Genomic DNA, 14,353 nt, shown 5'->3' with positions numbered 1-14,353 from the left:
GACGGCACGCGCCGGATCGGTCGGCCCGCGATCGGTGGGAGCGGCCTCGGCCCGCGCCCCCCCGACCGAGCCCGTCACGTCGGAGAGTTTCGACATGGCCGTGCAGCCGCCGAGGCCCATGGCCAATGCCGCGACCACCGACGTGGACACAAGAAGCCTGGCAGGACTGAACCGTTGACGCATGACGCCTTGACTCTCGAGCCGATTGATCGAGCCGAACGCGCCAGCAATAGACTGTTAACCCTAACGGCCGGTTAACGCCGCTCCCCTGCCCGCACCTCTCAGGGCGACGTTTGCGGCGGCGCCTCACCGCCGAGGTCCAGATTGAGGCCGAGTGCCTTCACCTGTTCGTTCAGGTCCCGCAGCAATTGCCGCCTTTGTCGCGCCGGCTGCCGGGCATCGACGCCCTCGCGGGACAGCCTCGGCAGTTGGCGCAGGAAATCATCACGGTTGATCGAGCGCCTGCCGGAGAGCTCATCGAGCTGAGCGCGATCGACGCCGAGCACATCGGCGGATTGCGCGATCAATCGATTGAGCCGTGTTCTCACCGCGGACAATGCGTCGATGTCGGACCTCGGCCCGGACCTCGCGACCTTGCCTTCGAGGTCCGTCCAGGCATGAGACGAGACGACGTAAGTGTAGAACGCGCTCGCCCAGTCCGGTTCGGCTTCATCGTAAAAGCCGCGACGCATGAACAATCGGCGGGCGATCACCGCGACCTGATCCCGCTTCAGCGAGGCGCATGAGGCGATCTCGATCGCCGACTGGACCGCCGGATCGCGGGAAAAGTCCCGCCCTGCCGGCAGCCTGATGATTCCGTCCGGCAGATTGGAATCGAGCAGCCCGAAAGCGCCACCGTTACGCGGCCTGGAATAGCGCGTGATCGCGAAGCGGTAGTCCGTGCGGCCAGCGCGGTACGAGGGACCGAAATGGACGATGTTGAAGCCGGCATCGTCGCCGGCTTGCCCGGTCGAGGATGGGCAGGAGAGCACGTAGATCGTGCGCCAGAACGCTTCGCCGCTCTCGCTCGAGATCGCACGTGGATCGGGGATGGAATAGCGGGTCAGTCCCTCGACATGCCGGTGACCGTGCAGAACCAGATTGACGTTGAGGGAGGTTGCCGCTTCGAGGAAGGTTCCGGGCGCTGCCAGATACATCAGCGGCTCATCGGGCGCGCCGAGAAAGCGCTTTCCTTCTCCCGTCGCCTGCGGCAGCGGATGATGATGCAGGGCCAGCACGCGCACCAGGTTTTCCGTCGGCTCGGCATAATCGGCACGCCCCGCAGACCCTATGCTGCCCGCGAGCTCGACGCTCAGCCGGGCGGAATCCGCGACCATCGCGTTGTAGGTGCCCTCATCGATATGGCCGCTCGCAAGCGTCGTCAGGCTTGCGCGGTTGGAATCCAGCAGCACCAGGTCGAGACCACCCTGCCGGTAATAGACGCTCTTCGAGGTCCGCGGCAGATGCAGGTAATCATAGACGTCGTGACGGCCGGCCCACTGGCTCGGCCGCTTGACGTCGTGATTGCCGGCAACGGCCTGGATGTCGGTGAACACACCGGTCTGCCGGAGGGACGCGATGACGGCCAGCGCTTCGTCGAGCGCGCGCGGCGTCGGATCGTCCACGAGATCTCCCGTGATCAGCAGGATGCGATCGGGGACATCGGCGAGGTCCGCCATCCTCTCGCGGAGAGCGGCACTGAGCGCCTCGATCGTCGGGAGCAGCCGGCCCGACCCGTCCAGATGCAGGTCGGAAATCTGCGCAATAACGAACGATCTATCCATTTGCGCCGCTCATTTGCCAATGCTGCGTCGCCCAAAACGATGCGAGAAATGCCTTCGACGAACAGATTGGCCGGTCGCAGCCCGGGTTAGGATGGGCCTCGGGCAAGTATCAACCGCGTGCCGCCGCGTTCTCGCACGATGCGTGCAGAGGCGCGCGACACAATCTAAAATATCGGCCAATCATGCCACAACCGCGGCGCGAGTAAAGCCCTGCGGCCGCGCTCGCGTGAACGGCAGTTCTCAACATGAGATACGAGTCCTGCCGTACAGCGGTTTCGTTTCGTCCGATCAATATTCGATGGCAAGCCGCTTGCGGATTTCGTCGACACGCTTGTCCAGCGCATCGAACCGGGCGTGGACGGATCGGTCATGGAGATAGAAGACGTAACCGCCGGCAAGGAGCGCGAAGATCCAGTGGTGGTGCTCGACATAGCCAAAAATCGCCTCGACGGCCTGGCCGATGAATGTGACCACGCTCCACACAAATTCCATTGCACCTTCCTCCCGACGCTTTGTCGCCGGTCGCCCGATTTGCATCCCTGGCCACCGTTGCCGGAACCTAGCATGGCCCCCTTGCCGCGAGTAGCGGCTCGCTGAACGGTGACAGGCAAAGCCGATTGCAGCAGCGGCCAAACTCTGCGAAGTCTCGTCCGTTCGTATGACCCGTTTGATCTGACGATCGGGACCCGCCAATGCCTTCTGTCTTCGAGACGTCGCCCACCGCCATCCCGATCACCTTCGTCACCAAATCGAGCTGGGATCAGGTCGCCGAAACGCTGCCGCCGCCGCAACGGCTGTTCGCCACGGCATGCGCCTTCACCGCCAAGCCGGGCGCCTATCTGGCACTGCCTGCGCCGGACGGCGCAATTGCGCAGGTGCTGTTCGGCCTCGAGGACGAGGGTGCAAGATCGCGCGACCTGTTCCGGTCTGGCGCCCTGCCGGGGCTTCTGCCGCCGGGCACTTATCGCTTTGCCAATGCCCCACATGATGCACGGCTGGCGGCGCTCGCCTTCGCACTGGGATGCTACCGCTTCGCGCGCTACCGCAAGGCTGATCGTCCCGACGTCCGGCTGGTGCCGCCTGATGGCGTCGATGCGGCCGGGATCGAGCGGATCGCGGATGCCGCAATGCTCGCGCGCGACCTCATCAACACACCGTCCAACGACATGGGGCCGGCGGAGCTGGCTGCCGCCGCGCAAGCGCTCGCGGCCGAGTTCGGTGCAAGTTTCGCCTGCACCATCGGCGAAGAGTTGGAGACGGATTTCCCGTTGATCCACGCCGTCGGAATGGCCTCCAGCCGCGCGCCGCGGCTGATCGATATCGGCTGGGGCGATCCTGATCATCCCAAGGTGACGCTGGTCGGCAAGGGCGTCTGCTTCGACACCGGCGGGCTCGACCTGAAGCCGTCGAGCGGCATGCTGATCATGAAGAAGGACATGGGCGGCGCCGCCAATGTGCTGGCGCTGGCACGCATGGTGATGGACGCGAAGCTGAAGGTGCGGCTTCGCGTGCTGATTCCGGCCGTGGAGAACGCGCTCGCGGGCAACGCCTTCCGCCCGCTCGACATCTTCACCTCGCGCAAGGGCATCACGGTCGAGATCGGCAACACGGATGCGGAAGGCCGCCTGGTGCTCGCCGACGCGCTGGCGCTGGCCGACGAGGAGAAGCCCGATCTGCTGATCGATCTGGGCACGCTGACCGGCGCGGCCCGCGTCGCACTGGGGCCGGATTTACCGCCCTTTTACACCAATGATGAGACCCTTGCCGCCGACCTCGCGCGCTGCGCGGTGCAGGAGAACGATCCGTTGTGGCGCATGCCGCTGTGGCCGCCTTACGATGCCTGGCTCGACTCCAAGACGGCCACCATCACCAACGCGCCATCAGGCGGCTTTGCCGGCTCGATCACCTGCGCGCTGTTCCTGCAACGCTTCGTCGAGCAGGCCAGGAGCTGGCTGCATGTCGACATCTACGGCTGGACGCCGTCGGCCAAGCCCGCACGCCCCGAAGGCGGCGAGTGCCAGGCCGCGCGGGCCATCTACACCTTGCTGAGCGAGCGCTATGCATGATCCAAAATACGATCCGCGGCTGACGCCGGCGCGGGGCGACCTTGCGGCGAAGTATCTCGAAGGCAAGATCGAGGCGGATCGCTTCGTCACCGGCGAGGAACTCGAGGTGGTCGAACCGGTCGCGCCGGTGCGCGAGCAACCGTCTTCGAGCGCGATGCTGATGACGGAGGCACTGCGCGGCGAACGCGTCACGGTCTACGACCGCAACGGCGAAGGCTGGGCGTGGGGCCAGCTCAATGGCGATGGCTATGTCGGCTGGCTGCCGGATGCGGCGTTGACGAAGCCGGCAGCCGCCCCGACCCACAAGGTGGGCGCGCTGCGGACGTTTGCGTTTCCCGGTCCCTCGATCAAGCTGCCGCCGGCTGAGACGCTCGTGATGGGATCCAGGCTCGCGGTGGCGCGCGAAGACGGAATCTTCGCCGTGACGCGCGACGGCAGGTATCTGCCGAAGTTCCATCTCACCCCGCTCGATCATCGCGAGCCGGATTACGTCGCTGTCGCCGAGCGCTTCGTCGGCACGCCTTACCTGTGGGGCGGCAAGAGCAGTTTTGGCATCGATTGCTCCGGCCTCGTTCAGGTCTCGCTGACAGCATCAGGCATCGGCTGCCCGCGCGACAGCGACATGCAGCAGGCCGGGCTCGGCCGCGCGCTCGATCCGCATGAGCGGAGCAGCTTGCTGCGCGGCGATCTGGTCTTCTGGAAGGGACATGTCGCGATCGTCCGCGATGGCAGCACCATGGTTCACGCCAACGCGCATCACATGGCGACGGTGATCGAGCCGATCGAGTCGGCCATCGCACGGATCAAGCAGGCCGGCAGCGAAGTCGTCGCGATCAAGCGGCTCTAGGGCCGCGGATCATCGTAAACGCGAGCTTTCTCGGCATCCGAACAGGTTCCGGACGCGGTTGTTGACGTATCGGACGCATCGACCCCGTCCAATGGGCATCTTGCGGCGCAGCTACGGAACAAACGTTACATCTGAGAGCTTTGCGGAACGAAACGCGTCGTCAGTCTTTCTCTGGCTTTGGGAGGTGCCCATGAGTTCTCAGGCCAGAGAAGGCGCGTGTGCGTTCGCTTGGCGGAACTATTTGCTGCTCCACAGCGGCATCAGCGAGAATGATAGCAGGCGTTCCGCCCTCCACCGCTACATCGCCAATCTTCGCGATGCCGGCGAAGATGATTTCGATCTGTTGCAAATAGCCGCAGTCGCCTACTTGAAAAAGCTGGATGAATTGCAAGACAACCAATGCGCGCGACTCGCGGCGGATCAAGTTTTGGCTGAATGTTTAGAAGCACGCGGTTCAAAACACGACAGCTAGCTTTCAGGCCATAACACCAGAGCGAAGGAGCGAACAGCATGGCAGACAAGACCAATGCAGACCGTTTCGCGCGCGACCCAGAACGGCGCATCGCCGCAGCGACAGCAATCGGCATGAATGCCTTGAAGCCGATGATGCACTTTCAGATTTCAATGCTGAGGATGTGGGCCGACAGCATCGAGAGGCTCGCGGGCAATTACGAAAAGCGGCTGGAAGAAACTGCGACCGCGGCCGAGGACCAGTCGGACAAGGATCGCGCCGCGTAAATCAACGCGACGGGTCAAGCACAGCCCGCCTTGGAAGCGTCCCCGGGGTTCGCGCTGCCCGGGAATGACAGACTACGTCGCGGCCGCCCCGTTCCCCGCCGTCTCGAGCCGGAACGCCGCCGCGAACAGCGCCCGCGTGTAATCCGTCTTCGGGGTCTTGAACAGCTCTGCGGCCTGTCCCTCTTCGACGACCTTGCCGCCGCGCATCACGATCAGGTGGCTCGCGAGCGAAGCGACGACGCGCAGATCGTGCGAGATGAACATGTAGGTAAGCTCGCGCTTGCGCTGGAGCTCGCGTAGCAGATCGACCATCTGCGCCTGGAATAGCATGTCGAGCGCGCTGGTCGGCTCGTCCAGCACGACGAAATCCGGTTCCAGCACCACCGCCCGCGCGATACTGATGCGCTGGCGCTGGCCGCCGGAGAATTCATGGGGATAGCGGTTGCGGGTATCGGGCTTCAGCCCGACGTCTTCCAGTGCCTTGACGACGCGCGCCTCGCGCTCTTCGCGCGACAGCGTCGGCTGATGCACGGAGAGACCTTCGGCAATGATATCGGCGACCGACATGCGCGGTGAGAGCGAGCCGAACGGGTCCTGGAACACGATCTGCATGTCGCGCCGGAACGGCCGCATCTCCTTGAAACGCAGGCCCTGGATGTCCTTCCCCAAGAACACGATGCGTCCGTTCGACGAGATCAGTCGCAGCAGCGCCAGCCCCAGCGTGGTTTTGCCCGAGCCGGATTCGCCGACGACGCCCAGCGTCTCGCCCTTGCGCACGGCGACGCTGACGCCGTCGACCGCCTTGATGTGGCCGACCGTCTTGCGCATCAGGCCGCGCTTGATCGGAAACCAGACCTTCAGGTCGTTGGCCGACATCACGACCGGCGCATCCGGCTGCGGCGGCGCCGGATCCGGCTTCGGCTCGGCCGCGAGCAGATCGCGCGTGTAGGGATGTTTCGGCGACTTGAAGACCTGCTCGACAGGTCCCTGCTCGACGATCTCGCCGCTCTTCATGACACAGACGGTGTCGGCGATGCGGCGTACGATGCCGAGATCGTGGGTGATGAAGAGCAGGCTCATGCCGAGCCGCGAGCGGATCTCGGCGAGCAGCGCCAGGATCTGCGCCTGCACGGTGACATCGAGCGCCGTCGTCGGTTCGTCCGCGATCAACAGATCCGGCTCGTTGGCGAGCGCCATCGCGATCATCACGCGCTGGCGCTGACCGCCGGAGAGTTGATGCGGATAGCTCTTCAGCCGCGTCTCCGGCTCGGGAATGCCGACCTGCGTCAGCAGCTCCAGCGTCCGCCTGCGCGCCTCGGCATTGCTGGTTGGATTATGCAGCTGGATGATCTCGCCGATCTGCGCCTCAATCGTGTGCAACGGATTGAGCGAGGTCATCGGCTCCTGGAAGATGATGGAGATATCGCTGCCGCGAATCTCCCGCATCTCCTGCTCGGAACGGTCGATGAGCTCCTGCCCCTTGAAGCGGATGCTGCCCGAGGGGTGCGAGGCGTTCGGATAGGGCAAGAGCTTGAGGATCGAGAGCGCGCTGACGGACTTGCCGGAGCCGGATTCACCGACCAGCGCCAGGCATTCGCCGCGCTTGATCTGGAACGAGACCTTGTCGACCGCAAGCGTCGTGGCGCCGCCCTGGTGGAAGGCCACCGAGAGGTCGCGAACGGCAAGCAGGGGCTGGTTGATCGCGTCCATCGGCTTACCTGAACGTCTTGCGCGGATCGAAGGCGTCGCGCACGGCTTCGCCGGTGAAGATCAGGAGCGACAGCATGCTCGCGACCGAGAAGAAGCCGGAGAAGCCGAGCCAGGGCGCCTGCACATTGGACTTGGCCTGCGACAGCAATTCGCCGAGCGAAGGCGATCCCGGCGGCAGGCCGAAGCCCAGGAAATCCAGCGCCGTCAGCGTCATCACCGAACTCGACACGATGAAGGGCAGGAACGTCATGGTCGCCACCATCGCGTTCGGCAGCAGGTGGCGGAACATGATGATCGGGTTGGAGACACCGAGCGCCCGCGCCGCCTGGATGTATTCGAAGTTGCGCCCGCGCAGGAATTCGGCCCGCACGAGACCGACCAGCGAAACCCAAGAGAACAGCAGGAGGATGCCGAGCAGCACGAAGAAGCCGGGCACGAGGACCGAAGACAGGATCAGGAGAAGATAGAGCGAGGGGATCGCCGTCCATATCTCGATGAAACGCTGGAAGATGAGATCGACCCGGCCGCCGAAATAGCCTTGCACCGCGCCCGCTGCGATGCCGATGACGGACGAGACGATAGTGAGACAAAGGCCAAACAGCACCGAGATGCGGAAGCCGTAGATCAGCCGTGCGACCACGTCGCGCCCCTGATCGTCGGTGCCGAGCCAGTTGTATTCGAGGTCGCGGCAGCTCTTCAGCCCCTTCTTCTCCACCACCGACTGGCATTGCTTCTCCGTCAGCATCCATGTCGGCGGCGACGGCGCAGGCGTCGGGAGGTCGAGATTGTGGGTGTCGTAAGAATAACGGATCAGCGGCCAGACGATGGTGCCGTTCTTCTCCTTGATCAGCTTCTGCAAATAGGGATCGCGGTAGTCAGCCGCGGTTTCGAAGTCGCCGCCGAAGGTCGTTTCGGAATAGGTCACGAAAGCGGGCCAGTAGAGACGGCCGTCGAACTTGATCAGGAAAGGCCGATCGTTGGCGATCAGCTCTGCGAACAGCGAGACCACGAACAGCGCAATGAAGATCCAGAACGACCAGTAGCCGCGGCGGTTCGCCTTGAAATTCTGCCACCGCCGCTTGTTGAGCGGCGATGGAGCGAACGGCTTGCGCGTGATCGGAACGATCTCGCCCAGCGGGGACTGGGTGGTGGTCTCGATCGGCGTCGGTGCGGTAATCGTCATCAGACCTCCCGCGCCTCGAAATCGATCCGGGGGTCGATCCACATATAGGTCAGGTCGGAAACCAGGTTGATCACGAGGCCGACCAACGAAAAGATATAGAGCGTGCCGAACACCACGGGATAGTCGCGGTTGAGCACGCTCTCGAAGCTGAGCAGCCCGAGCCCATCCAGCGAGAAGATGGTCTCGATCAGGAGCGAGCCGGAAAAGAAGGCGTGGATGAAGGTGCTGGGAAAGCCTGCGATCACGATCAGCATCGCATTGCGGAAGACGTGCCCATAAAGCACCCGATTCTCGCTACAGCCCTTCGCGCGCGCGGTCATCACGTACTGCTTGCGGATTTCGTCCAGGAACGAGTTCTTGGTCAGGAACGTCATGGTGGTGAACGCACCGAGCCCCATGGCGATCAGCGGCAGCGTGAGATGCCAGAAGTAATCGATGATCTTCCAGTACCAGGGGAACTGCGACCAGCCGTCGGAGGTCAGTCCGCGCAACGGGAACCAGTTGAAGAAGGAGCCGCCGGCAAACAGGATGATGAGGAGAATTGCGAACAGGAAGCCGGGAATCGCATAGCCGAGCACGAGCACGGTCGACGTCCAGGTGTCGAAGCGTGTGCCGTCCTTGACCGCTTTGCGGATGCCGAGCGGGATCGAGATCAGATAGGTCAGGAGCGTCAGCCACAGGCCGAGTGAGATCGAAACCGGCAGCTTCTCCTTGATCAGCTGCAGAACGCTGACGTCACGGAAATAGCTCTTGCCGAAATCGAAGCGGGCGAAATTCCACACCATCAGTGCGAAGCGTTCCGGTGCCGGCTTGTCGAAGCCGAACTGCACCTCGAGCTTCTTGATGAAATCGGGATCAAGACCCTGCGCGCCGCGATATTTCGAGTTGACGGCATCGCCGCCGGCCCCGACTTGCCCGGGCGCGCGCTGCGCAAAGTCGCTGCCGCCCGAAATGCGCGAGGTGCCGCCGGTGTCAGCTCCGGAGAGCTGCGCGATCACGCGTTCGACCGGGCCGCCCGGCGCGAATTGCACGACGACGAAAGACACGAAGAGGATCCCCAGCAGCGTCGGGATCATCAGGAGGATGCGGCGGGCGATATAGGCGCTCATGATTATTTCGCCTGCTCGAGCTTGGCGGCCTTGGCGGGTTCATGCCACCAGATGTCGGGCGCGCCGACGCCATTGGCATAACGCGGCAGCTTCTGCGGATGGCCGAACTGATCCCAATAAGCCAGCCGGTGCGTCTTGTTGTACCATTGTGGCACCCAATAACGGCCGGCGCGGAACAGGCGATCGAAGGCGCGGCAAGCGACGGTCAGTTCCTCGCGGCTGTCGGCTGCCATGATCTTCTCGATCATGGCATCGATGGCCGGACTGGCGATGCCCGCGAGATTGTACGACCCCTTGGTCGCCGCGACCTGCGACGAGAAGAATGCGCGCATGGCATCGCCCGGCGTCGCCGACATGCTGAAGCGCTGGATCGTCATGTCAAAGTCGAAATCTTCCTGGCGCGCCTTGTACTGCACGGCATCGACGAGCCGGATGTTGGCCTCGATGCCCAGCGTCCCCAAATTCTTGATATAGGGCGCGTGGTGCGGCTGGAACGAGGGCTCGTCCAGCAGGAATTCGATGCGGAAGACCTCACCGTTCGGCAGGACGCGCTTGCCGTCCTTGATCGGCACACCGGCATCGGTCAGCAATTGCTGCGCCTTGCGCAGCAGGCTGCGATCCTGTCCGGATCCGTCCGTGATCGGCGGGGAGAAAGGCGCTGCGAACACCTCGTCGGGGACTTGGCCCCGGAACGGCTCGAGCAGCTTCAGTTCTTCCGGCGACGGAGGCCCGTTGCTCGCCATGAGATCGGAGTTCTGGAAAGGCGACACCGTGCGGGCATAGGCGCCGTACATGATGGTCTTGTTGGTCCATTCGAAGTCGAACGCATTGATCAGGGCCTCGCGCACCCGCGGGTCCCTGAATTTTTCACGTCGCGTGTTGATGAACCAGCCCTGCGCGCCCGACGGCGTCTCGTCGGGCACGACTTCCATCTTGACTCGCCCCTCCTTGGCGGCGGCGAAATCATATCGCGTCGCCCAGATGCGGGACGTGAACTCCTCACGGTAGAGATAATTTTTGCCGGTGAACCCCTCGAAGGCGACGTCGCGATCGCGGTAGAACTCATAGCGCACAATGTCGAAATTATAGGTGCCGCGGCAGGGCGGCAGATCGGCGCCCCACCAGTCCTTCACCCGCTCATACTCGATGTAGCGATTGACCTCGAACTTGCCGACCTTGTACGGACCCGAGCCCAGCGGGATCTCCAGAGACGTTTCATCGAACGGGCGGGACGCGTAGTACGCCTTCGAGAAGATCGGCAGGCTCGCTGCATAGAGTGGCACGTCGCGCGCGCGACCCTTGGCAAAGGTGACGACGAGCGTTGCATCGTCGATCGCTTCCGCGCCGACCATGTCGCGCAGCTGCACCAGGATCAAGGGATGGCCCTTGGTCTTCAGCGCCATCAGCGAGAACGCCGCATCATGCGCGGTGAGCTTCGTGCCGTTGTGGAATTTCGCCTCCGGCCGCATCGTGAAGCGGTAGACCAGCCTGTCCGGCGATATCTGAACGGATTTGGCCGCGAGCCCGTACATCGCATCAGGCTCGTCGTTCGCGCGCACCATCAGCGGTGCGAAGGTCATGTCCATGCCCTGCGCGCCGTCGCCCTTCAGGATGAAGGCGTTGAGCGAGTTGAAGGTCTGGTAGGACTGGTTGTAGGCGCGCACCGACGGAATGAGGGAGAACGCGCCGCCCTTTTGCGCATCGACGTTGACGTAGTCGAAATGGTGGAAGTCGGCGGGATATTTGAGATCGCCGAACGCCGAAATGCCGTGAGCCTCAATCCCGGCTTCCGACGCATGCGCGCCACGCATCGGCCGCGCGCCCAGCGACGCACCGAGGGCGCCGCCAACACCCAAGGCCAGCACATGGCGGCGTGACATCTGCGTCATGCGGGGGATGTCCTTCACGACTTCTTTGCGATCCGCGCCGCCTTGTCTGCGTCGTACCACCAGATGAACGGGAAGCCAGACTGGCCATATCGGGGCAATTCGGCGGGCCGGCCGAAACGATCCCAGCGCGCGGTGCGCACCTTCGTATAGGTCCACTGCGGCACGACATAGTGATTCCACAGCAGTACACGGTCGAGCGCCTTGGTTGCAGCGACAAGATCGTCGCGATCGGCCGCGTAGATGACCCGCTCGATCAGCTTGTCGATCGCCGGATTCTTGATGCCGGCAATGTTGCGCGAGCCGGCGATGTCAGCCGTCTTGGACGACCAGAACTCGCGCTGCTCGTTGCCCGGCGACTGCGACTCGCCCCACGAGTTGGTGACGATGTCGAAATCCCACTCGCGTGTCCTGTTCTCGTATTGGGTCGGATCGACCGTCCGCACGCTGACGGCAATGCCGAGCCGCTCCAGCGACGGCTTGTAGAACAGCGTGATTCGCTCGAAGCTCGGATCCGAGTTCAGCAATTCCAGGGTGAACTGGGCGCCGGTCTTGACGTCGGTCAGCTTGCGGTCGCGCACCTCGTAGCCGGCCTCCTTGAACAGGCGCAGCGCCTCGCGAAGATTGTCGCGCACGGCTTCCGGACTGCCGCCGATCGGATTGCTGTAGGCCGTGGTGAAGACTTCGGGCGGGACCTGAGCACGGACGGTCTCGAGGATCTCGAGCTCCTTGCCCTGCGGCAAGCCGGTTGCCATCAGATCTTCGATGCCGTCGAAATAGCTGTTGATGCGCTTGTACTGGCCGTAGAAGATCTGCTTGTTCATCTCCTCGAAGTCGAAGGCGTAGTTGAGCGCACGCCGCACGCGGGGGTCGCTGAATTTGGCGCGGCGCAGGTTCGGCACGAAGGCTTGCATCACGCCCGAGCTGCGATTGGCGAACTCCTCGAGGATCACGCGCTTTTCCGTCACGGCCGCGAAGTCGTAGGCGGTCGCCCAGTTCTTCGCGCTGTTCTCTGTACGCCAATCGACCTGGTCGGCCTTGAAAGCCTCGATCGCCACGGTGGCATCGCGGAAATATTCGTAGCGCAGCTCGTCGAAATTGTTGCGGCCCAGATTGGCCGGCAGGTCGCGGCCCCAATAGTCCTTGACGCGCTCCAGCGCGATCGACCGCCCTGCTACGAAGTCCTTGATCCTGTAGGGACCGGAGCCGAGCGGCACTTCGAGCGTGGTCGCGGAGACATCGCGCTTGCGGCCCTGCGCGTCGGTCCCTTCCCACCAATGCTTCGGCAGGACCGTGAGTTGGCCCACGATCTGCGGCAGCTCGCGGTTGCCCGGCGCGTCGAATACGAACTTCACCTCGCGCTCGCCGACCTTCTCGGCCTTCACCACATGGCTGTAATAGGCCGAGTACATCGGGTGGTGCTTCTTGAAGGAATCGAGCGAAAAGATCACGTCGTCCGCGGTAACGGGCTTGCCGTCGTGCCATTTGGCCTGCGGCCGCAAGCGGTAAGTCACGTAGGAGAAGTCATCCGGATGGCTGACGGCCTCGGCCAGCGCGCCATATTCCGTCGATACCTCGTCGAGCGAGGGCGTCGTGAGGGATTCGTAGATGAATGCGACGGCGCCGGCGACCTGCCCCTTCACACCTGACACAACGATGTTGAAGTTGTCGAAGGTGCCGACGGCGATCTGGCGCGCGATGCCGCCCTTCGGCGCTTCCGGATTGACGTAGTCGAAGCGCTTGAAGTCAGCGGGGTACTTGACCTTTCCGAACAGGGATAACGCGTGGCGCCAAGGTAGCTCACTGGCGGATTGCGCGCGTGCTGCGCCGATGACGGGAACGCTGCCCAGGGAACCAAGGGCGGGAAGCGCTGCGGCAGCAGTGCCGGTGAGCAGGAGATCGCGTCGGGTAATGGCCAAATCAACATCCCTGTCTTGAAGGAGGCTACTCCTTTAAGTTCCCAATATAGGCGAGGTTTCGACCGAATATGTTGCTTTTTCCTCATCTTGAAAGGCCCGGCGACCTATCGGATGCGGCCAAACGCCCCGATAAATTCGTCGCGAGGCCCGGATACGGAAACGGCCAGGCTTTTCAGCCTGGCCGCATATTCCAAGACAGGTTCTTGAGGCCTTACTTCGACGCCGTCGGCAGCGGCTGAGGGTGCTCTGACAGCGAATTCAGATAGGCAATGACATCAGCGCGCTCGGAATCCTTGGGAATACCGGCAAAGCCCATCGCGGTGCCCGGGATGAAGCCCTTCGGATTGGCGATGAACTTGTTGAGGTCGTCGAACGTCCAGGTGCCGCCCTTGGCCTTCATGGCAGCCGAGAAGTTGAAGCCGCCGCGGCCTTCGCCCCTCTTCTCGCCGACGACGCCATAGAGGTTGGGACCAACGCGATTCGGGCCACCCTTTTCGAAGGTGTGGCAGGCGCCGCACTTCTTGGCGGCTGCAGAGCCCTTTTCGACGGAGGCGGTCTGGAGCAGCTTTTCGATCGGCTCGGAAGCTGCGGCGGCAGCGCCGCCTTCCTTGCCGTGGCCGGCATCTTCCTTCACGGCGATCTCGAAGCCGGGTTTTTCCGGCATCTTGGGCGAGAAAAGAGCCTGGGCGGTAAAGCTGGTCCCCAAGAGAAAGAGACAGGTACCAAGCACGGCACCCATGATTTTATTGAGTTCGAAAGAGTCCATTTCCGGCCAGGCCCCACCGCAAGAAGGAAACAGCGGCGCAATCGGCCGCCAGGACGAGCCTCGGGAGAATCAAACGTTCCCTATTGTTTCCCCGAGTTTTGCCATTGAGATATCGGTTTGCCCGGGGTCTGGCAACCCGTATAAGCGACCCGGCTTTCAACCCGTCCCCACTCCATTTCTCGGCGCGGAAAACGCCCTGTTTGCAGGCTCTTGACCCGATGATTGATCCTCGCATCCTGGTGCTGATCCCGGCCCGCATGGCCGCCACCCGCCTGCCCGGCAAGCCGCTCGCCGATATCGCGGGCCAGCCGATGATCGTGCATGTGCTGCGCCGCGCCGAGGCCG

General features: G+C 63.3%; 13 protein-coding genes and 1 pseudogene. 5 read left to right on the top strand and 9 right to left on the bottom strand.

Features of this window, described 5'->3' with window-relative positions:
- The 3 genes and pseudogenes from MOV74_RS15805 to MOV74_RS15795 form a co-directional block, all read right to left on the bottom strand.
- Window positions 1-183 (bottom strand): annotated as a pseudogene (locus tag MOV74_RS15805) (hypothetical protein); the annotation flags it as partial.
- A gap of 98 nt (window positions 184-281) precedes the next feature.
- Complete coding sequence (locus tag MOV74_RS15800; protein WP_246923910.1) at window positions 282-1,784, bottom strand: metallophosphoesterase; 1,503 nt, start codon at window positions 1,782-1,784, stop codon at window positions 282-284.
- Window positions 1,785-2,072: 288 nt separating this feature from the next.
- Window positions 2,073-2,276, bottom strand: coding sequence for a hypothetical protein (locus MOV74_RS15795; protein WP_246923905.1), 204 nt, complete (start codon window positions 2,274-2,276; stop codon window positions 2,073-2,075).
- A 200-nt stretch (window positions 2,277-2,476) separates the two neighbouring features.
- Here MOV74_RS15795 and MOV74_RS15790 point away from each other — a divergent pair, with 200 nt between their 5' ends.
- From MOV74_RS15790 to MOV74_RS15775, 4 genes are all read left to right on the top strand, one after another.
- Window positions 2,477-3,850: a M17 family metallopeptidase gene (locus tag MOV74_RS15790; protein ID WP_246923902.1), complete on the top strand. Its 1,374-nt coding sequence runs from the start codon at window positions 2,477-2,479 to the stop codon at window positions 3,848-3,850.
- Window positions 3,843-4,697, top strand: a complete 855-nt coding sequence (locus MOV74_RS15785) for a C40 family peptidase (RefSeq protein ID WP_246923899.1) — start codon at window positions 3,843-3,845, stop codon at window positions 4,695-4,697. The genes MOV74_RS15790 and MOV74_RS15785 overlap by 8 nt, the downstream gene beginning before the upstream one ends.
- A gap of 190 nt (window positions 4,698-4,887) precedes the next feature.
- The gene (locus tag MOV74_RS15780) at window positions 4,888-5,169 is read left to right on the top strand and encodes a hypothetical protein (RefSeq protein ID WP_246923896.1); all 282 of its coding nucleotides are present in this window, start codon (window positions 4,888-4,890) and stop codon (window positions 5,167-5,169) included.
- A 38-nt stretch (window positions 5,170-5,207) separates the two neighbouring features.
- A complete protein-coding gene (locus MOV74_RS15775) occupies window positions 5,208-5,435 on the top strand; it encodes a hypothetical protein (RefSeq protein WP_246923893.1) in 228 nt (75 codons plus the stop codon).
- A gap of 72 nt (window positions 5,436-5,507) precedes the next feature.
- Here the strand turns inward: MOV74_RS15775 and MOV74_RS15770 are convergent, their stop codons facing one another.
- From MOV74_RS15770 to MOV74_RS15745, 6 genes are all read right to left on the bottom strand, one after another.
- A complete protein-coding gene (locus MOV74_RS15770; protein ID WP_246923890.1) occupies window positions 5,508-7,145 on the bottom strand; it encodes an ABC transporter ATP-binding protein in 1,638 nt (545 codons plus the stop codon).
- Between the two features lie 4 nt (window positions 7,146-7,149).
- On the bottom strand, window positions 7,150-8,328 hold the full coding sequence (locus tag MOV74_RS15765; RefSeq protein WP_246923888.1) for an ABC transporter permease: 1,179 nt from the start codon (window positions 8,326-8,328) through the stop codon (window positions 7,150-7,152).
- Window positions 8,328-9,437 carry a microcin C ABC transporter permease YejB gene (locus MOV74_RS15760; RefSeq protein WP_246923883.1) on the bottom strand — a complete coding sequence of 370 codons (1,110 nt, stop codon included), beginning with the start codon at window positions 9,435-9,437 and terminating at the stop codon, window positions 8,328-8,330. The genes MOV74_RS15765 and MOV74_RS15760 overlap by 1 nt, the downstream gene beginning before the upstream one ends.
- 2 nt (window positions 9,438-9,439) lie before the next feature.
- The gene (locus tag MOV74_RS15755) at window positions 9,440-11,326 is read right to left on the bottom strand and encodes an extracellular solute-binding protein (RefSeq protein WP_246923880.1); all 1,887 of its coding nucleotides are present in this window, start codon (window positions 11,324-11,326) and stop codon (window positions 9,440-9,442) included.
- A 14-nt stretch (window positions 11,327-11,340) separates the two neighbouring features.
- Window positions 11,341-13,242 carry an extracellular solute-binding protein gene (locus tag MOV74_RS15750; RefSeq protein WP_246923878.1) on the bottom strand — a complete coding sequence of 634 codons (1,902 nt, stop codon included), beginning with the start codon at window positions 13,240-13,242 and terminating at the stop codon, window positions 11,341-11,343.
- Between the two features lie 211 nt (window positions 13,243-13,453).
- Window positions 13,454-14,008: a cytochrome c family protein gene (locus MOV74_RS15745; protein WP_246923876.1), complete on the bottom strand. Its 555-nt coding sequence runs from the start codon at window positions 14,006-14,008 to the stop codon at window positions 13,454-13,456.
- 218 nt (window positions 14,009-14,226) lie between these two features.
- Between MOV74_RS15745 and MOV74_RS15740 the strand changes: the two genes are divergently transcribed.
- The coding region (locus MOV74_RS15740; RefSeq protein ID WP_404979147.1) for a cytidylyltransferase domain-containing protein at window positions 14,227-14,353 on the top strand (127 nt) is incomplete at its 3' end.

It is taken from the genome of Bradyrhizobium sp. SHOUNA76, assembly GCF_023006445.1.
GTDB lineage: Bacteria > Pseudomonadota > Alphaproteobacteria > Rhizobiales > Xanthobacteraceae > Bradyrhizobium.
The sequence above is the reverse complement of the archived record's forward strand: the minus strand, read 5'-3'. Positions and strand labels throughout refer to the sequence as shown.